The organism is Leptolyngbya sp. CCNP1308 (genome assembly GCF_034932455.1).
Taxonomy (GTDB): Bacteria; Cyanobacteriota; Cyanobacteriia; order Phormidesmidales; family Phormidesmidaceae; genus Nodosilinea.
Genome location: NZ_JAYGIH010000036.1, coordinates 109,410 through 128,537 on the forward strand (window position 1 = coordinate 109,410; position 19,128 = coordinate 128,537).

Annotated in this window: 19 protein-coding genes; 9 read left to right on the forward strand and 10 right to left on the reverse strand. The window is 59.4% G+C overall.

The features are described 5' to 3' along the window. Positions 1–54 precede the first annotated feature (54 nt). From VB780_RS10370 to VB780_RS10380, 3 genes are all read left to right on the forward strand, one after another. Positions 55–1,155, forward strand: coding sequence for a Gfo/Idh/MocA family oxidoreductase (locus VB780_RS10370; RefSeq protein WP_323351069.1), 1,101 nt, complete (start codon positions 55–57; stop codon positions 1,153–1,155). Between the two features lie 147 nt (positions 1,156–1,302). Beyond that, positions 1,303–2,103 carry a hypothetical protein gene (locus tag VB780_RS10375; RefSeq protein WP_323351070.1) on the forward strand — a complete coding sequence of 267 codons (801 nt, stop codon included), beginning with the start codon at positions 1,303–1,305 and terminating at the stop codon, positions 2,101–2,103. Positions 2,104–2,335: 232 nt separating this feature from the next. Next, a complete protein-coding gene (locus tag VB780_RS10380) occupies positions 2,336–3,445 on the forward strand; it encodes a 4-hydroxyphenylpyruvate dioxygenase family protein (protein WP_323351071.1) in 1,110 nt (369 codons plus the stop codon). Positions 3,446–3,512: 67 nt separating this feature from the next. On the opposite strand, the gene VB780_RS10385 is transcribed toward VB780_RS10380, so the two are convergent. Next, the gene (locus VB780_RS10385) at positions 3,513–4,121 is read right to left on the reverse strand and encodes a CPP1-like family protein (RefSeq protein WP_323351072.1); all 609 of its coding nucleotides are present in this window, start codon (positions 4,119–4,121) and stop codon (positions 3,513–3,515) included. 285 nt (positions 4,122–4,406) lie between these two features. On the opposite strand from VB780_RS10385, the gene VB780_RS10390 reads away from it, so the two are divergent. After that, on the forward strand, positions 4,407–6,035 hold the full coding sequence (locus VB780_RS10390) for a sodium:proton antiporter (RefSeq protein WP_323351073.1): 1,629 nt from the start codon (positions 4,407–4,409) through the stop codon (positions 6,033–6,035). 156 nt (positions 6,036–6,191) lie between these two features. Here the strand turns inward: VB780_RS10390 and VB780_RS10395 are convergent, their stop codons facing one another. Beyond that, a complete protein-coding gene (locus tag VB780_RS10395) occupies positions 6,192–6,557 on the reverse strand; it encodes a hypothetical protein (RefSeq protein WP_323351074.1) in 366 nt (121 codons plus the stop codon). A 176-nt stretch (positions 6,558–6,733) separates the two neighbouring features. Beyond that, positions 6,734–7,411, reverse strand: a complete 678-nt coding sequence (locus VB780_RS10400) for a TrkA family potassium uptake protein (protein WP_323351075.1) — start codon at positions 7,409–7,411, stop codon at positions 6,734–6,736. A gap of 196 nt (positions 7,412–7,607) precedes the next feature. Between VB780_RS10400 and VB780_RS10405 the strand changes: the two genes are divergently transcribed. From VB780_RS10405 to VB780_RS10415, 3 genes are all read left to right on the forward strand, one after another. After that, on the forward strand, positions 7,608–8,417 hold the full coding sequence (locus VB780_RS10405; RefSeq protein WP_323351076.1) for a glucose 1-dehydrogenase: 810 nt from the start codon (positions 7,608–7,610) through the stop codon (positions 8,415–8,417). 263 nt (positions 8,418–8,680) lie between these two features. Further along, entirely contained in the window at positions 8,681–9,109 is a 429-nt protein-coding gene (locus VB780_RS10410) for a photosystem I reaction center subunit II PsaD (RefSeq protein WP_323351077.1), read from the forward strand. Between the two features lie 189 nt (positions 9,110–9,298). After that, on the forward strand, positions 9,299–10,828 hold the full coding sequence (locus tag VB780_RS10415) for an anthranilate synthase component I family protein (protein ID WP_323351078.1): 1,530 nt from the start codon (positions 9,299–9,301) through the stop codon (positions 10,826–10,828). A 63-nt stretch (positions 10,829–10,891) separates the two neighbouring features. Here the strand turns inward: VB780_RS10415 and VB780_RS10420 are convergent, their stop codons facing one another. After that, the gene (locus VB780_RS10420) at positions 10,892–11,635 is read right to left on the reverse strand and encodes a hypothetical protein (RefSeq protein ID WP_323351079.1); all 744 of its coding nucleotides are present in this window, start codon (positions 11,633–11,635) and stop codon (positions 10,892–10,894) included. Positions 11,636–11,846: 211 nt separating this feature from the next. On the opposite strand from VB780_RS10420, the gene VB780_RS10425 reads away from it, so the two are divergent. Beyond that, complete coding sequence (locus VB780_RS10425; protein ID WP_323351080.1) at positions 11,847–12,791, forward strand: S-layer homology domain-containing protein; 945 nt, start codon at positions 11,847–11,849, stop codon at positions 12,789–12,791. Between the two features lie 87 nt (positions 12,792–12,878). On the opposite strand, the gene VB780_RS10430 is transcribed toward VB780_RS10425, so the two are convergent. After that, on the reverse strand, positions 12,879–13,424 hold the full coding sequence (locus tag VB780_RS10430; protein ID WP_323351081.1) for an Npun_F5560 family protein: 546 nt from the start codon (positions 13,422–13,424) through the stop codon (positions 12,879–12,881). Between the two features lie 287 nt (positions 13,425–13,711). Further along, positions 13,712–14,077, reverse strand: coding sequence for a 30S ribosomal protein S6 (gene rpsF, locus VB780_RS10435; RefSeq protein ID WP_323351082.1), 366 nt, complete (start codon positions 14,075–14,077; stop codon positions 13,712–13,714). Between the two features lie 160 nt (positions 14,078–14,237). On the opposite strand from rpsF, the gene VB780_RS10440 reads away from it, so the two are divergent. Next, entirely contained in the window at positions 14,238–15,014 is a 777-nt protein-coding gene (locus VB780_RS10440) for a fumarylacetoacetate hydrolase family protein (protein ID WP_323351083.1), read from the forward strand. Here VB780_RS10440 and VB780_RS10445 read toward each other — a convergent pair. From VB780_RS10445 to rimO, 4 genes are all read right to left on the reverse strand, one after another. Beyond that, positions 15,011–15,514 (reverse strand): Tic20 family protein, encoded by a 504-nt coding sequence (locus tag VB780_RS10445; RefSeq protein ID WP_323351084.1) that lies wholly within the window; start codon positions 15,512–15,514, stop codon positions 15,011–15,013. The two genes, VB780_RS10440 and VB780_RS10445, sit on opposite strands and share 4 nt — an antisense overlap. Before the next feature lie 153 nt (positions 15,515–15,667). Continuing rightward, a complete protein-coding gene (locus VB780_RS10450) occupies positions 15,668–15,865 on the reverse strand; it encodes a hypothetical protein (RefSeq protein WP_323351085.1) in 198 nt (65 codons plus the stop codon). Positions 15,866–16,198: 333 nt separating this feature from the next. Further along, a complete protein-coding gene (locus tag VB780_RS10455) occupies positions 16,199–17,608 on the reverse strand; it encodes a DEAD/DEAH box helicase (protein ID WP_323351086.1) in 1,410 nt (469 codons plus the stop codon). Between the two features lie 41 nt (positions 17,609–17,649). Continuing rightward, positions 17,650–19,002: a 30S ribosomal protein S12 methylthiotransferase RimO gene (gene rimO, locus VB780_RS10460; RefSeq protein ID WP_323351087.1), complete on the reverse strand. Its 1,353-nt coding sequence runs from the start codon at positions 19,000–19,002 to the stop codon at positions 17,650–17,652. Positions 19,003–19,128 lie beyond the last annotated feature (126 nt).

Below are 19,128 nucleotides of genomic sequence, written 5' to 3' on the forward strand. Positions count from 1 at the left end.
CACTGGCTATCTAGCCCGCCCGCTTCATTGATTAAGGGCATGGATGAGGTCGCTATGGCAGAAACTCCGATTCAGGTGGCGGTGGTGGGCACAGGCTTTGGCCAGAAGGTTCACATACCGGGGTTGCAGGCCCACCATCGCACCGAAGTGGTGGCGGTGTACCACCGCGATCTGGCCAAGGCCAAGGCGATCGCCGCCGATCACGGCATTCCCCACGCCTGCGACAGTGTGGAGGCGATCGTGTCCCTGCCCGAGGTGCAGGCGGTGACCATCGCCACGCCGCCCTTTCTGCACTATTCCCAGGCCAAGGTCGTGCTCGAAGCTGGTAAGCATCTGCTGCTGGAGAAGCCCACGGCGCTCTCTGGGGCTGAGGCCGAGGCGATCGCCGCACTGGCGCGCGATCGCCACCTCATCGCCACCATGGACTTTGAATTTCGCTTTGTGCCCGCCTGGCAGCGGCTAGCCGAACTGCTGGCCGAGGGCTACGTCGGCAACCTGCGCTTCGTCAACATCACCTGGACGGTGCCGGGCAGGGCCGACCCCAGTCGCCCCTGGAACTGGTATTCCCGCCAAGATCAGGGAGGCGGTGCCCTGGGAGCCTTTGCCTCCCACAGCTTTGACTACATTACTTGGCTGTTTGGCCCCAGCGAGCGGCTGTGCGCCCGCCTCAGCACCGCCATTCCCCAGCGGCCCGACCCCTCTGGAAAACTCCAGCCAGTGGATGCCGACGACACCTGTAGTGTGATGCTCGATTTGGCCAACGGTGCCCCCTGCCAGGTGGCAATTAGCTCCGTTACCTACGCTGGGCGAGGGCACTGGGTCGAGGTCTACGGCGACGACGGCACCCTGGCCCTGGGCAGCGACAACCTCACCGACTACGTCCACGGCTTCAAGCTCTGGGGCAGCAAAGGCGGTGCAGCCCTGGCAGAACTGCCAATTCCCGATCGCCTCCAGTTTCCCACCACCTACAGCGATGGCCGCATTGCCCCCTTTGTGCGCGTCATCAACCACTGGGTCAACGATATCGATCGCGGCCAGGCCACCGAGCCGTCGATTTGGGATGGAGTGCGATCGCAGCACCTGATGGATTTAGCCCATCAGTCCCACCGTCAGAATGCCTGGGTTGAGGTACCCAAACCCCTATTTCAGGTGTAGAAACAGGTGTAGAAATATTTCCGACGATATAGGCTAGCCAGGCAGGGTTGGGGGTAGAGGGTATTCTCAGGGCATCCTTACTGTATTAACGGTGCAGTGTTCAAGCCAGTGCTACCGCCGCCTCCCTAGCCACCGTTCCGGTGATCCATGTCGTTTCAAAGATATCCCCTAGCTACAGTTCAAAAAGTTAGCCAGTTTATTCGCGAAACTCTGGTGCTACCTCCCCATGAACAGCAGCCGGGCCAAGTTCTTGGGGAAACGGAAGATGACAGCCCCCTACCCGACTCGCTCAACGCCCTAGGCGACCTGTTTCGGGTCGGGGATATGCCCGAAGACAACATCCCCGCCCCCAATGCCGAGGGGCGCTGGTTTGTCAGCACCCTTGACCCCGCCGAGGCTCTAGCCAAGCTGCCCGGCCTGTGGATGCGCCCTGGCCTGCGCCTGGTGACCTACCTGCGCCAAGATGCCAACGGCGGCATGGGTTCTACCGTTGCCTTACCCGGCCTGCTCAGCACCACCGAATACCTCGACCAGGCGATTAGCAAAGTCACAGCCCCCGACCAGGTGCCTAGACCGATGGGAGCCTTGCCCAACCTGATGGCCGGTATTGACGGCGACGGCTCGCTGGCGTCCTTTCTCGCCGCCTCAATTTTTACTCGGGAAGTCAGGGAATTTGGCCGCTTCAACCGCTACGCCCGCTGGGTGCATCACCGCTTTGTGGCAGCTCCTCCCCAGCAAATTCCGTGGCAGTGGCGCACCAAAATTCCCGAAGACTTCTCTCCCAAAGTGGTGCTCCGTCAGGATGCCGAGATTATTGTCGAGTTTTACACCTGCCGCGTGCAAAAGCCCATTGCCCTGTTTCGCCACCTCGATCGCTACCCTCCCAACAGCTACACCGCCGAGAACCAAGATCAGGTGGTCGCGATCGCGGGCAATGCGGCTGGGTGAATTGGTGGGTGGGTAGATGGAAAAGCCGTTGCCTACCTGGGGCTTTTGCCAGTCGGACTAAGAGAATTAGGCCGGAGACAATACGGTTTGAGATCAGGCCCTCGAAGCTGTAGAAAAGGCTTTAAAAACAGCAATTTGCTAAGTGTCTAAACGAAAATATTCTCATAGGGAGGCCTTGGAGGGGTAGGTTTGTGCTCCAATAACAGCGAGATACCCACAGTAACCTTGCCCTATGGAGTTCAACCATCTGAGTTTTTACGTGGATGAGGTGGCCCCCTGGCGCGACTGGTTTGTCCATGCCTGGGGGGGTGTTTGGGCTGGGCCTGCGCCAAGCCCAGCCCCAGAGCAGTTGGCTTACAGAGCTCTGGTTTATCTGGGGCAGGTGCCGCTGCTGATTGTGGCCGAGCCCGCAACTGTGGCCCCGTACCTGCAACGGCATCCGTCAGGCATTGGCGATATTGCCCTGCGGGTGGCCGATCTAGAGACCACCCTGCATCGGGTGGTAGCGGCCGGAGGCCAGGTGGTGCAGCCCATGCAACCCGATGCCTGGGGCCGAGGGCGCTGGGGCCAAATTCAGGGATGGGGTTCGCTGAGCCACACCCTTATAGAGTCATGGCAGGGAGAGCGTTGGGTGCCTGGCATCGCTCCCAGCCCTGTAAAACAGTCAGCTATCCCAAACAGTTTAGTAACGGCGATTGACCATGCCGTCGTCAACGTGCCCACGGGAGAACTGTCCCAGGCGGTGGATTGGTACGCTAGCCAGCTGGGTTTTCAGCCCCGGCAGCGGTTTACCATTGACACCTCGCGATCGGGCCTGCGGAGCCAGGTTTTGGCCCATCCCAAAGGCAGCGCCCAGCTCCCCATCAACGAACCCGCCACGGACAATTCCCAGGTGCAGGAATTTCTCGACTACAACCGGGGGGGCGGTATTCAGCATGTGGCGCTCCACACCGAGGATATTGTCCATACGGTGGAGCAGTTGCGCCGCGGGGGAGTGAGCTTTTTGCCGGTGCCCCAGAGCTATTACGAAGCCCTGGGGCAGCGTCCTGGCTATCAAGCCCAGGGCGATCTGCCGTCGGAGTGGCTCAGCCAGCGCGAAGCCGCCGTTGCCCGGCTGCAAATTTTAGTCGATTGGGATCCCCACCTGCCCCAGGCTCGGCTGCTGCAAACCTTTACCCAACCCTTTTTGAGCATTCCCACCGTCTTTTTTGAGCTGATTCAGCGGCAGGTGGTGCGGGTCAATGGCGATCTGGCCCAGGCCCAGGGGTTTGGAGAGCGCAATTTTCAGGCGCTGTTTGAAGCGATTGAGCGGGAGCAGATGAAGCGGGGCAGCCTCGCCTAGGAAACGTTTGAACGCTCAGACATTTGAACGTTTTGAGGGTTTCTTAATGCTCTAACCAACGCGGCTGTTAGCGCAGAAAGCTGCTGACCGTCCACAACGCCAGGCAGGTGACCGCCGCTGCGATCGCATCGGGGGTGGCCCAGGCGAACTGCGCCCCCTGGGGAATGAGCAGCTGCCCTACGGTCAAACCGAGGGCTAGACCGGCGGCCAGACCGCCAATGGTGAGCAGCACCGATCGCCAGAATTTATTTTCTTTGCGGTTGAGAAAGTAGATGGCGGCCCCGATGGCCACCGCCAGGGACAGCGAGGGCGCAGCAAAACCGAGCAGAGCCAGCCCCGCGTAGGTCACGGCAGGCCAAAGAATATCGTCGCGGCTGGGGGTATCGACCAGGCCGTTGAGCCAGTCGGGGCGGGGAAGGGAGGATGAGGCTTTGGCAAGGGGCGGGGGTTCGGGGACGTTTTCGGCAAAGCGAATGCGATCGGGCACCTTAATTTTGCCCTCTTGGCGGAGGCGGAGGCGCTCCATCAAAATGGCGTCGTAGGCGGCTTCGACGGCGGCCTGCTGTTTTGGCTCTTCGACATACTGATCGACTAGGCGATCGCGGGCCGCCTGAATTTCTTCAAAAGTCGAGGCTTCAGTTAGCCCCAGCAGTTCGTACGAATTTTGGTCGCTCATCTGCAAAACTCCAAAACCCCCAGACGACTTGACAATAACAGTCTGCCCCGGCAAATCTAACACCCCAGCCCGATGACAGCTATCTAGACCCAGTGTAACCAGCGACCACACGAATAGGGAACACCCCCTTCGGTAGGCCTCCCCATTAGGGCCTATCTTACGGCCTGGGCCGAGTTGAGCGAGCCCTGCGCAATTTTTGTTTGCGTGGTACGGCGCAGGGGCTTACCCCCTAGGATGAGCCCTAGTATGAGGAAGAGTTTTGGCGTTTTGCGGGTGCTTGACCCCATGGATACAACGTTAGCGATGGGTGTGTGGCTGGCCCAAGCGCCACCGGGGGCGGAGGCACTGGCGGATACCACTGGCGATGTCACTGGATTAGTCAACGCCCTGATTGTGCTGCTGCTCGTGGCGACCGGGGTTGCCCTGATTACTCGGCGGCTGCGGATTCCCTACGTGGTGGGGCTAGTTTTGGCGGGGCTGACGATTACTAAATCGCTGCTGCCGGGGTCGGTGGGTCTCAACGCCGAGGTGATTCTGAACCTATTTCTGCCGATTTTGATCTTTGAGGCCGCTATCAACACCGACATTAGCCGGTTGCGCAGCACGATTAAGCCGATTGCCCTGATTGCGGGGCCAGGGGTGGTGCTGGCGGCCATAATTACCGCGGCGCTGCTGCAGTGGGGGCTGGGGCTGGCGACGATTACCGCCGCCGCCATCGGCGTGATTTTGACCATTACCGATACGGTTTCGGTGATTGCGGCCTTTAGAACGGTGCCGGTGCCTCCTCGGCTGGCCACCATCGTTGAGGGCGAGAGCCTGTTTAATGACGGCACGGCCCTGGTGCTGTTGGGCATTCTCACCACCATTCATCTCCAGGGGTCGTTTACGGTCTGGCAGGGGCTACAGCAGGTAGTGATTGCCTTTGTGGGGGGCGGAGCCCTGGGCTTGGGCCTGGGCTACCTGTGCGTGGGGCTGTTTCAGCAGCTCGACGATGCCCTCAGCAATATTTTGCTGACGGTGGCGGTGTCGCTGGGCACGTTTCAGATTGGCCAGGCGCTGGGGGTGTCGAGTGCGATCGCCGTCGTGGTTGCCGGGCTGGTGATTGGTGAACTGGGCTTTCGCCAGACCTCGGCCTCAACCAAGGTAACGCTGCTCAATTTTTGGGAGTATGCGGGCTTTGGGGTGAACACCTTTATCTTTCTGCTGGTGGGGATTGAGGTGGATCCAGGGGTGCTGCTGCAAACCATTCCGGCGGCGCTGTTTGCGGTGCTGGCTTACCAAACTGGCCGGATTTTGACCACCTACCCACTGCTGTACCTGCTGGGCTTTTGCGATCGCCCCCTGCCCCTGCGCTGGCAGCACGTGCTGATTGTGGGCAACGTCAAGGGATCGCTGTCGATGGCCCTGGCGCTGAGTTTGCCCGCCGATCTGCCGGGGCGATCGCAGGTGGTTGCCCTGGTGTTCAGCACCGTGCTGGTGTCGCTGGTGGGCCAGGGGCTGACCCTGCCCTGGCTGGTCAAGCGGCTGCGGCTCTCGACCCCCTCCGCCACCCGGCAGCGCCTTGAGACGCTGCAGCTCAACCTGATTGCCGCTAAAGCGGGGCAGCAAGAGCTAGCCGCCCTGCTGCGATCGGGCAGCTTGCCCAAAAACCTCTACGAAGAGCTGTTCGCCGCCTACCAGGCCCAGATCGCCAGCGCCGATCGCGACCTGCGCGACTTCTACAACCAGCGCACCCTCAATGACGCCGCCCACCTCGAAGACCAAAGCCACCTAGACGGCCTGCGCCGCCGCCTCTACCTGGCCGAAAAAGGGGCCGTCAACGATGCCCTGCGCAAGGGGCTGCTCTCCGAAGAGACCAGCCAGGCTTACGTCAGGGTTCTCAATGAAAAGCTGCTTTCCCTTAAAGATGACTGAGTCTTAAAGAGCGAAAATAGAAGAGCGAAAAATGAAAAAAGATTCGTCAGGCCAGAATCTTGACATTTTGGGCTGCTCTACCTCTCACCTGCTGTGGGGGCTTCGCCAGGGTAAAACTCCCCAAAGCTTCTCCGGCTCGCGAGCGGCTGGGTTGGTCTACCTCAGACCGCTGCTAAACCCTTCGGCCTGACACCGCCACCCTTCGGATGCAGTCTCGGCGTCAGGCCGGGAGGCAGAGGCATGCCTCTGCCCGTGAGTTTCAGAGTCGCAGCAGGGACAGGGCGACCCATCGGGCCGAACAGTCTGCCCGGCTAGACGGCCTAGTGCCCCACCCAGCGCCAGTCCCAAGAGAGTAGGGAAGCCGCTGACTAGGGCAATTCCCACGTTACTGGCTAACGTCGGAGCTGCCATGCTCCCCAGCAGACCGCCGACTAATGTGCCGATGTCATCGGGGGCGACATCGGCGTCAAACCACTCAAACCAAGCGTCGCAGCGGGGACAATAGACTCGCTGAATTTTCATAGATATAACCCTGCAGCGGGGGCTGCTGTACGGTGTGCTCCACTGCTATCATCGGCGCGCGTGCTTAAAGCCCGTACCCAGCGTTTAGCCCAAATACGTCAAGATTTGCCAAGGATGATCCGCCTGAGGGCATCCCGGTAGCAAGGAAGACTAAATATCGCCGCTAACCCCAGCCCTCAGGAACAGAGCCCCATAAAATCGAGCATCTTGCGCACTAGACCAGGCTTAGTCACCGCCAGAATGGTGGAGCCGCTTTCCAGCACCGTGCTGCCGTTGGGGATGGTCAAATCTTCGTGGGGGTGGGCCTGGTAGCCGATGATCAGCGTGCCCGCCGGAAAGCGAGTATCTTGGGCAATTTCGGCCACGGTGCGCCCCACGATCGTGCACTGCTGGGGAATGGGCAGCTTGAGCACTTCCACCTGGCCCTGCTCAAAGTGCATCATGGCCTCCACCTGGGGATACTCGATGGCGTTGACAATGCGGTTGATGGTGAGTTCGGTGGTGCTGATGGTGTGGGTAGCCCCGGCCAATTGATAGGGCTCGGCAAAGTCGCGATCGCTCATGCGCACCACCGTCTGGGGCACCCCATAGTGCTTCGACAGGGTGACGATCGCCAGGTTGAGGGCGTCCTCCGGCAGGGCCGCAATTACGGCATCGGCCTTGCGAATGCCCGCCTCCAGCAGGGTGGTGGTATTTACGGCGCTGCCCTCAAAGGCCATCACACCAATCTTTTCGCGGGCGTACTGGCAGGCCAGGGGGTCAGTATCGACCACCGCCACCGTGTGCCCCTCTCCCAGCAGGGTTTTAGCCAGATCTAGGCCCAGCATGCCAGCGCCGCCAATCAGTACATACATGGTTAACGACTCCTTAATGTTTAGTAGCCATGCTAAGGAGTGGATATACCCTCCTAGGGGGATATACCAAAAATCAGCCCTTTAGTATGCTCACCCCATTCATTGTAGAGAGGCCTTGCCTCCGTCGGGCAGCTTGGCAGAGTCGTCGCCCTAGCCCGCTGTTGAAACCCATTCACCCATCTCCCGGAGCTACCCCATGAAAGGACTCGTCGGCAAAACCGCTCTGATTACCGGTGCCTCGTCGGGCATTGGCCAGGCGATCGCCATTCGCCTGGCTGAGGAAGGCTGCAACATTGTCATCAACTACCGCAGCGACAGTGATGGTGCCGAAGACACCCGCCGCCAGGCCATGGAGAAAGCCTGTGCAGACGTAGAGAACTGCGGCGTTAAGGCGTTATTGATCCAGGGCGATGTGTCGAAGGAGGCGGATGCGATCGCCCTGGTGCGGCAGTCCATCGACCACTTTGGCCAGCTCGATATTCTGATCAACAATGCCGGTGTACAGACCGAAAGCCCCTCCGATGCGATCGAGGCCGACAGCTTTGACTGGGTGTTGGGGGTCAACCTGAGGGGGGCCTACCTCTGCGCCCGCGAAACCATCAAGCACCTGCTGGCCAGCGATCGCCCCGGCAGCGTCATCAATATCTCCAGCGTGCACGAAATCATCCCTCGGCCCCAGTACCTCAGCTACTCCATCAGCAAAGGCGGCATGGGCAACATGACCCGCACCCTGGCTTTGGAATATGCCGCCCAGGGCATTCGGGTCAACGGCATTGGCCCCGGAGCCACCGTCACCCCCATCAACGATGACTGGACCGACGATCCCGCCAAAAAAGCCGAGGTCGAGAGCCATATTCCCATGGGCCGAGCGGGCACCAGTGAAGAAATGGCCGCCGCCGTAGCGTTTTTGGCCTCCGAGGAAGCAGCCTACATCACCGGGCAAACCCTCTATATCGATGGCGGGCTCACTCTGTACGCGGATTTTCGAGAGGCATGGTCGGCGTAAAACCCTGGGGTCGGCAATCTGCGAGGGCGTTGAGGGTTAGCAGGTTAGCAGGTTTAAACATTGGCAGGTTCGAGCCGTCCACCTCCCAACCTGCCAACGTTCTAACTTGCCAACCTGCCCCACCAGGGATCCGCGTCTTCGTCACAAACCCCAATCCAACCTGAAGAACTGTTACACTTCCTCAACAATCGGTATTACCCCCTGCTCTCGCGATGATACGATGCCCATCAAACGCCCATTAAGTGGTTGAGAGATAGGACTTCATGACTGAAACGCTGACAGGTCAAACACCTATTTTTGGAGGCAGCACCGGCGGTCTCCTCACCAAGGCTTCGGTTGAAGAAAAGTATGCCATCACCTGGACTAGCCCCAAGAAGCAGGTTTTTGAAATGCCCACAGGTGGCGCGGCCTTCATGAACGAAGGTGAAAACCTCCTTTACCTGGCCCGTAAAGAGCAGTGCCTGGCCCTCGGCAGACAGCTGCGCAACAAATTTAAGCCCAAAATTGAAGACTACAAGATTTACCGCGTCTTCCCCAGTGGTGAGACCCAGTATCTGCACCCAGCAGACGGTGTCTTCCCTGAGAAGGTGAACGAAGGCCGTGGGGCCGTGGGCAGCATCGGTCGCAACATCGGGGCCAACCCCGACCCGGCCACCATCAAGTTTAGCGGCAAGGCCACTTACGAGGTCTAAGCCCTTTTGGCTCGGTCTGCTGAGCCGACTGTTGCCGAGTTTTGACTGTGACTGTTGTGTTGTAAGGGGGCGTAGCTGCGGCTAGGCCCCTTTTGCTATCTAGACTGGTTGTTTCATGGGGTGGCGATCGCCCTATCGGACAGCCTTTGAAGCATTGCGCTGCCCCGATCGCGCTGTAGAATAAGTGCCATGATTTTTCCAGCCTTTGAGCAGTTTCAAACCTACGCCACCCAGGGCAATTTTGTGCCGGTCTACCAGGAGTGGCTGGCCGATCTCGACACGCCGGTATCGGCCTGGTATAAAGTGTGCGCCGGGCAGCCCTACAGTTTTTTGCTGGAATCGGTGGAAGGCGGCGAAAGCCTGGGCCGCTACAGCTTTTTGGGCTGCGACCCGCTGTGGGTGCTGGAAAGCCGGGGCGATCGCGCTACCCAAACCCACCGCGACGGCACCGTTATTGACCACCAGGGCAATCCCTTTGAGACCTTGGCCGACTGCCTTGCCCCCTATCAGCCCGTGAAGCTGCCCGCCCTGCCCCCCGGCATTGGCGGCCTGTTTGGCTTCTGGGGCTACGAGCTGATCCGCTGGGTTGAACCCACGGTGCCCGTTTATCCCCTCAGCCCTGACGACCTCCCCGACGGCCTGTGGATGCAGGTGGACAGCCTGCTGATATTTGACCAGGTGCAGCGCAAGATCTGGGCGGTGGCCTACGCTGACCTGCGCTACCCCGGTACCGATGTGCGGGAGGCCTACGAGGCGGCCTGCGATCGCGTCCAGCAGCTGCTTCACAAGCTCACCCTGCCATTGCCCCCGACCCAGGCCACCCTGCCCTGGCATCCGCCCCGCAGCGATGCCGCCCCGGTAGACTACACCAGCAACCGCACCCCGGCTGAATTCTGCGCCAGCGTCGAACGGGCCAAGGGCCACATCCAGGCCGGAGATATTTTTCAGGTGGTGATTTCCCAGCGGCTGAACACCACCTATGGCGGCAACCCCTTTGATCTGTACCGCTCGCTGCGCCAGATCAACCCCTCCCCCTACATGTGCTTCTTCAACTTCTACGACTGGCAGCTAATTGGCTCCAGCCCCGAAGTTATGGTCAAAGCCACCCTGGCCGACGACCCCAGCCAGCCCCAGGTGGCCACGGTGCGCCCCATCGCCGGCACCCGTCCCCGGGGCAAGACCGCCGCCGAAGACAGCGCCTATGAACACGATCTGCTGGCTGACCCCAAAGAGCGGGCCGAACACGTCATGCTGGTGGATCTGGGCCGCAATGACCTGGGCCGCGTCTGCCTCAGCGGCACCGTGCAGGTTGACGAACTGATGGTGATCGAGCGCTATTCCCACGTTATGCACATCGTCAGCAACGTGGTGGGGCACCTCAGCCCCAGCAAAACCGCCTGGGATCTGCTCAAGGCCTGCTTTCCAGCGGGGACTGTGAGCGGTGCGCCCAAAATTCGCGCCATGCAGATTATCCATGACCTAGAGCCCTGTCGGCGCGGTCCCTACTCGGGGGTCTACGGCTACTACGACTTTGAGGGCCAGCTCAACACGGCCATTACCATTCGCACCATGGTGGTGCGATCGCTGCCCGAGGGCGGCCACAGCGTTGCGGTGCAGGCCGGAGCCGGGCTGGTAGCTGACTCAATACCCGAAATGGAGTATCAAGAAACCCTGAACAAAGCTCGGGGCATGCTAGAAGCCATTCGGTGCTTGGAATAGGTCTCGATGGGAAGGAAACCCAAACGTTAGAATGTTTCGCCGTTGGAACGTTCTAACGCGAAACTACAGGCACCCTTCAGCCCAGGTCACCGACGGAAACTGCCCCGCCCGAAACTGGGTGACGCGGCCTTGGTCGTCAGTTTCAAATACTAGGCGATAGACGTCTTCGCCGGGGTCTTGGGGGGTAAAGATGACGGTTTTACCGAGGGTTACCGGGTTGGCGATCGCCTCTAGCTGCTCTCCGTAGACCCGCACTAAATCTCGCTCGGTCGAACCAATCCGGATGCCGCTGCGGGTAGTCGTCAGACTGCCTGGCCAAATATCGACCCGCAGTACCTGATCCTCTATGACCATCAGCCCGAGAGGTTCGCCATGGTCTTTAATCCGGTAGTACTGGCATTGGCCATTGCTGGCGTCTTCGATGAGGACTGGGGTGAGCCCCTCCGCCCGCAGATCGTCTAGCTCCATACCGATACGAACGGGGCCTAAACCAGTGGTTTTGAGAGGAGCCGCCAGCAGCGCCAGGGTCGGCACAGCATCGGCATCGACTCCGGGGGCCAGGGCGATCGCCCGCTGCATCACCCGTAGAGAACTCAGGGGAGCCAGCACCCCGTCGAGTACGGCACTGGCCTGGGGCCGGTAGTAGGGCAGGTTCGCAGTGGTGGGCACCGTGGACGCCCTAGCCAGGATGGCCTGGGCTTCCCCCTGGGGCTGCTGACCGGTACTGGTTGTCACCAAACCAGCTAGGGCGGTGACGGCGGCGATCGCAACCAGGGCTCCCCGGCGTTTTTGTTTCCCCTTAACCATATATTCCGAAATTCCGATGCATGACTCAACCGAGACAGAAAAGCAGCTTTGGCAGCTTTGATAGAGCGCTGCCGCTGCTAGCCTAGCTGGAGGCTAATGTTTAACCCCAGGCGGCTCAAACCCTAGGCAACATCTATCATAGGGGGCAAGTTCGGTTCATAGTGTGACTTAGCACTCGCTTTAGTGTAGCAGCCGCCGCCATCTGTCCCCAATGCCCCCGCTTTTCCGTCCTTTGCCTCGGTGGCCCCAGGCCTCGTCAACTCCCGGCCCTCGGTGGCGTCCGCTGGTGCCCATCGGGCTAGCGGCGATTGCCGCTGGCCTCACCCTGCTCCTGTGCACCAGCAAACGACCTGTGGATGCCGGGGCCACGTTGATACCTTCCACCAGGTCTGCCCCGTCGCGGGGCCTTAGCGCACTATTGCGCCGCCACCAAGCCAAGCCACCGACGCTGACAGTGCCGCCTCCAGTGATCCCCCAGCCCCTGCCGCCTCAGCAGGCCTGGCCTGCTGAGGCGGTGGTACAAGCTGAGCCCAGCTTTGACGACCTCAATACCAGTCACTGGGCCTGGCCCCTACTGGCCGACCTGGCCCAGCGAAATTTGGTGTCGGGCTTTCCCGACGGCACGTTTCGCCCTGGTGCTGCTATGACGCGGGCCGAGTTTGCTGCTCAACTGACCCATCTGTTTGATTTCCCCCCCGATCGCTCCCTACGCCCTGCCCTGGTTAACTACCCAGACGTAAAGCTCGACCACTGGGCCTATAAGAGCGTACAAAAAACAGTAAGTATGGGGTTTCTTGGCGGCCACCCTGACGGAACGTTTCTACCCGACCAAACCGTCAGCCGGATTCAGGTAATTGTGGCCTTGGCCAATGGGCTGACGCTGAAATCAAGTCGTGCGGCGACCGAAGCCCTAGCTCCCTATGTCGATCGAGACCAGGTGCCGATCTGGGCCATTCGTCAGCTAGTCGCGGCCACAGATGCGGGGTTGGTGGTCAACTATCCCGAAATCAATACCCTGGCCCCCAACCGACCCGCTAGCCGAGCCGAAGTGGCCGCCATGCTGCACCGATCGCTGGTGTACACCGGCAGCTTGCAGACTGTGCCGTCACCCTACATTGTCGAGAAGGCCAGGGTTGATCAGGTTGGGCCACCATAGGGCAGCGGCTGTCAACGCCACTGCTGCAATACCCACTGTCTAACGATGGGCGCACCCCGCCACGAGGCGCTGTCCAAACTATCTGTTCTAGAACGAGGGTAGCGAGATGCCGTCTAGGCCATCCTGTTCTAGGGTGGGCAGCTCTAGGCGCTGGCTGCGACGGGTGCGCATCGCCAGGCGATAGCTGACGCTCTGCAGCTCAGCCTGAAGCTGACGGTTTTCGCGCTGAATTTCGGCCACCCGCTGTTTGACGGCGGCCATGCGCTCGGCAAACTTTTGCCGGTAGACCGTCGGCAGTTCTTGCACGACCTGCTCCAGCATGCGGGTGCGATCGGTCAGCTCCTGCACGGTTTGGCGCAGCTGTAATACTTCACCGTCGCGCTCTTCAAGCTGCCCCTGGTAGAAATCGATCTGTTTTTCAACCCCCCGCAGCTGGTCGCGCAGGGCGGTTAGCTCCGCCTGGTGCTGCTCAGACACCTCCGGGCTGGGTACAAACCCAGTGTTACCTTTCACTAGGCGAAACAGCTCCTGAGAAAGCTGCTGCACCAGCTGGTCACGAATAGCCAGCTCAGATTCGAGCCGGGCAATTTCGGCCTGGTGCTCGTTCATATCAGTATATGAAGACTGCGCCACAAGAGTACTCCCACACCAAACGACTAACTTGCTACTCGATGCACCAAAGCCTAATTGCACCACCTGCACGGGTTCAATGGGCTGTGGCCAAAACAAAATTGGGCTATTACAGCCAGACTTTTGCAGGGTTGGATTAAGTTGCTGCTAATTTATAGCACCTGCTTGAAAAGTTGGCACACCGAAATTTAAAGGGCTGCCCCGCAAACCAAAGCCGCTGGCCAATCTCTGCCCTGGGGCAGAGATTGGCCAGCGGCCTGTGGACGATGCTGCTTATGGAGGCTCTAAAACTACTCTTCTTCGCTAGCGGCACCAGCGGCAACGGCCTCAGCGGGCTCTTCGACCTCTTCAGGGAGGGGTTCGTCAGATGCTTGCTTAACCGTCAAGAATCGAATTACCTCGTCGCTGAGGCGCATGGCCCGCTCTAGAGGTGCGATCGCACCCCCAGGCCCGGTATAGTTCATTTGGATATAGATCCCTTCGCGGTGGCGATCAATCTCGTAGGCCAGACGGCGCTTGCCCCGGTGCTGGGTCTCTAGAATTGAAGCGCCCTGATCCTTCAGCATGGTCTGATATTTGCCAATGGTGGCATCAATCGCCTCGTCGTTGAGATCGGGGCGTAGGATGTACATCGTCTCGTACATGTAGGCTGTCATGAAAACTCCTTGTGGACATAGTGGCCTTTGGCAGCCAAAAATAGGCATAAATAAGCTTTTATGGCCGCTTAGCCATCTGCTTACCCATGACCTGCGTACTGGCGCAAAGACAAGGATCTACAATCATACCAACAATTAGCAGGCCAAGAGTTAGAAAATTATGGCGCAACGCTACGTTAGGGTTCAGTCTCAGACCGGGCAGCTGCACTATGGGCTGCTGCGCCCCGATCGCAGTGTGCAGGTGCTAGACGCGCCGCCCTGGCTCCAGGGGCAGCCCACCGAGGTCGAGCTATTGCCCGGCAGCTATGACCTGCTCGCCCCCTGCGCCCCCTCTAAGGTAGTAGCGGTGGGTAAAAACTACGCCGCCCATGCCGCCGAGATGGGCAGCGAGGCTCCACCCGAGCCGCTGCTATTTATTAAGCCATCAACGGCGGTCACTGCCGCAGGGGCTCCCATCTACTACCCTCCTCAATCGGCTCGAGTTGACTACGAAGGCGAATTGGCGGTAGTGATTGGCGATCGCTGCGCCCACGTGTCACCCCAGGCTGCCCGGGCCAAAATTTGGGGCTATACCATCGCTAACGACGTAACCGCTCGCGATCTCCAAAAGCGCGATAGCCAGTGGACCCGAGCTAAGGGCTTCGATACCTTCTGCCCCCTAGGTCCGTGGATTGTGCGAGAACTTAGCGCCGGGGCTATGCTTCAGACCTTCCTCAACGGTCAGGCCACCCCCGTGCAGTCGGCCTCGATTGAAGACATGATCTACAGTCCTGACTATCTGGTGGCCTATATCAGCGAGATTATGACCCTGCTACCGGGAGACGTAGTTTTGACGGGCACCCCAGCCGGAGTCGGCCCGCTGACCGTTGGCGACCAGATCAGAGTAGAGATTGAAGGCATTGGTGCGCTTGAGAATACTGTCGCTCTGCGCCCCTAGCGCACCTGCATATGTACCGCTTCTGAAATCGTTGGAATCTCGGCGTAGAGGCCTCGAAAGGTCTGCACCAGAGAAAAGCCAACGGAGATCAACATGCCTAGAAACAGCACGTTAGCAAGGGTGCTAAATAGAAGAGAGCCAAACACGCTAGGGTCGAGCAGGCTCAGGATCAGGCCACACACCGCCAAAATAAAACTCAGCAAAATCGCCTGCATGGTGTTGAAGCGAATGAACCGGCTGATATTTTCGTTGCGTACGACCAACAGGATCAGCGCAAAGAACACAATCAGCCCGAAGAAAGAGCCAATTAATGGAATACTCTGTAGCATGCTGTACACAAAGATCAAAGGAGCCAGTGGTAGCAGCAAAAACCCAAACACCGGAAACTGGCTAACCAATTGATCGCCGTAGGGCAAGCCGGACATCACCGGCAAAATGTAGGGGAGGGCCGCCAACAAACGATCCCAAATGGTGGGATTGGGGGAACTGCTCCAGGTCATTGGTTTTCTCCAGACAAACGCTAAGGGCTACCAGGCTATAGCCTTACCATATCGTAAATCCACGATTTGCCGGAGAGACGCGGCCTGTGATTCACGATCTAAGGCACAGTCCGGTAGGGTTAACCAAATCTGTAGGCTTGAACTTTGTACCTTTTAACCGATATCGGCTACTCGAAAGCCCATTTGGCATTCAAACTGAGCCGGATGGGCCTGGTCTGAACTGGCCACCGGATGGCCACAGCGCAACTTACCCTGCTGCCAGCGGGGCTGACCGTGGCGATCGGCCATCAGGCAGTTGCAGCACACAGCCTGGGGCGATATCAGTTGGTTTTCGGTCATTAGCACCAGCATAATGGTCACCTCCCTAATGTTCGGGGTTAACCTGACCTTTCCCTAATCTTAGGATGCCCTACGGGAGCTGCTGTGTGCTGGCATACGCAATCAAACTCAACTGGTCAACGCAACCCGCAATGTATAGCAATGGTCACTGCGCTCAGGACACAAATCACTACCACTGACAAAAACTGGAGCAGAGCACCGGCGTATAGCCATTGCACTAAGGAGCTGTGCAGAATGTCTTAACCGATCGGGCAATAGCTATAAATCGTTGTCCTGGGAGAATCCGAGCGCCGCACGCAGCGTCCGACAACGATGCGGCAGTGAATATCACCCAGGACATTCCCTTTACTCCTTTGCCTTGCTGACCTCGCGAGACCCAGAGGAGACCCCTTTGCGTTTTTTTGGCAGGGGTACTCCACCCTCAGACATTTCGGGCTCGCTGCTGTGGTGTTCGCGCTGCCAGGCCGGGACGGTCTGGTCGTAGGCCATTTGCAGGGCGGCGGCGGCGACGGTACGCAGATCGTACTCTTCGCTGAGCTGAGACACAATCGGCAAAAACGATGCCAGCCGCTCGCTGGTAATGGCCTCGCGCACCTGGCTGCGCAGCCGCTCCAGATTGCGGGCGGCAATCTCGGCCCGGGTAGGAATTTTCACCAAGGTCATGGGCTGTTTGGTGTGGCGCTCAATCTGCCGCAGCTTGTATTTCTCCAAGGGCGTCACCAGGGAAATTGCCACGCCTTTCTTGCCCGCCCGCCCGGTGCGACCAATGCGGTGCACGTAGCTTTCCATGGCGTCGGGCATGTCGAAGTTGATCACGTGGGTGAGGTCATCGACGTGCAGACCGCGAGCGGCGATGTCGGTGGCCACCACCAGCTTCACCTGCTGCTGACGAAAGCGCAGCATCAGCCGCTCGCGCTGGGACTGGCTGAGGTCGCCGTGGTACTCATCAACGCTGTAGCCCGCTGCCTGGAGCTGGCGGGTGAGATCGCCCGCCGTGCGGCGAGTACGCACAAAGATAATCGCGGTTTCAGGATCTTCTAGCTCCAGAATGGGCTGAAGGGCGCGTACCTTGCTCCAGCCCCGGGGCACGATGTAGCTCACCTGCTGAATCTGCTTGGGCGAGGCCTTAGGCGACTGCACCGTGACGGTGACAGGAGACTGCAAAAACTTGGTGGCTAGCTCGCGAATGGCTGGGGCCATAGTGGCCGAGAAAAAGGCGGTTTGGCGATCGCCGGGGGCTTTGCTGAGGATTTTTTCAACGTCTTGAATGAAGCCCATATTGAGCATTTCATCGGCTTCGTCGAGCACAAGCCAGCCCAGACTTTTGAGGGAGAGGCTGCCCCGGTTGAGCATGTCGAGCACGCGACCGGGGGTGCCCACTACAATCTGGGTGCCTCGCCGGAGCTGCTCCTGCTGGCGCTCAATGGACTGGCCGCCGTAGATAGCTAGCACCTTAGGGCGACCGTCGATGCGGAAGCCGCGCATGGCCTGACACACCTGAATGGCCAGTTCGCGAGTGGGCGTCAGCACCAGCACCTGCACGGCGGGATTGCTGGCATCGACTTGCTCCATCAGCGGCAGGGCAAAGGCGGCGGTTTTGCCGGTACCGGTTTGGGCCTGACCAATGAGATCGCGCCCCGAGAGCAGATGGGGAATGGCCTCTGCCTGAATGGCCGTGGGTTCTTCGTAGCCCATGTTTGCAAGATGGCTAACGCGGGCTTCAGACAACCCCAAACTGGCGAACGATAAGGTCATAGTGATTCCTCGGGACGGTGAACAAAAAATATCGATTAAGATTAGCGAGCCAGACTCAGTAATGGCTCTGCGGAGGGGATCGCGGCGATTTCGCCAAACAGGTCGTAGGTGTCGGCAGCAGTAATTTTGACGGAGACAATCTGGTTGAGGGGCGCGGTGCCGGTCACGTAGACCAGACCGTCAACCTCGGGGGCAAAGCGATCGCTGCGGCCAATTGCCATACCCGTGGCCGGGTTCTCTTGCTCAATCAGCACATCTACTACGCGGCCAATGTGGGCGCGGTTGTGCTCCCAGGCGATGGGCTGCTGGGCCAGCATGAGAGCTTCGCGGCGGCGATCGCGCTCTTCCTGGGGCACCTGGTTTGGCAAGCTAAAGGCGGGGGTACCTTCCTCAGCAGAGAAGCTGAACACGCCCACATGGTCAAACCGATGACGCTCTACGAATTGCAGCAGATGCTCAACGTGGGCCTCGGTTTCACCCGGAAAGCCAACAATAAAGGTGGTGCGCAACACCGCCTCGGGGAGCGCCTCTTTAATGCGGTGAATCACGTCGTCGTTAACCTGCCCCTGCCAAGGACGGTTCATCGATCGCAGCACCTCGGGATGGGAGTGCTGGAGGGGCAGATCGAGGTAGGGCAGCACGTTGGGGGTTTCTCGAATGGCGGCCAGCACCTCGGGGGTGAGGCCGGTGGGGTAGGCATAGTGCATGCGCACCCAAGGCACGTCTACTTCGCCTAGCGCCAGCAGCAGCTCGGCCAGGCGAGGCTTGCCGTAGAGATCCATGCCGTAGTTGGTGGTGATTTGGGAGATCAGCACCAGCTCCTGCACGCCCTCGGCGGCTAGCTGATGGGCTTCGGCAACGATGGACTCAATGGTGCGCGATCGCTGGTTGCCCCGCAGATGCGGAATAATGCAAAAGGCGCAGCGGTAGTCGCAGCCCTCCGCCACCCGCAGGTAGGCCACACTAGAGGCCGTAGTGCGGTAGCGGGGCACGGTTTCATCGGCAATGTAGGTGGGCTCGGGGGAAACAATCTTCACCCGTTCGCCCGCTTCGGCCCGCTCAATCACCTCAACAATGCGGTTGTAGTCGCCCGTACCTACCAGAGCCACGGCCTCAGGAATTTCTTCTAGCAATTCATTCTGAAAATGCTGAGCCAGACAGCCTGTGATCACCACCTTCTTTTGGGCGGCGGCCAGCTCTACCAGGGTGCGCACCGACTCTTCCCGCGCCGCTTCAATAAAACTACAGGTGTTGACCACGACGTAGTCGGCCAATTCTTCGTTGGCATCGACTTGGTAGCCTGCCTGCACGAGCAAACCGAGCATGTGCTCGGTATCGACCCGATTTTTCTCGCAGCCCAGGTGGTTAAACGCAACCGTTGGCTTCAGCCCCATGGTGTCTCTCAATGTGTAACGTGTCGGTCTTGCCAAAAGCTTTGGGTCATTGGGTTTTAACTTAGTCGCACCAAGCTACCAAGGAACCGCATTACCGGTACCAGCACCCTCAACACCACCGCTCAG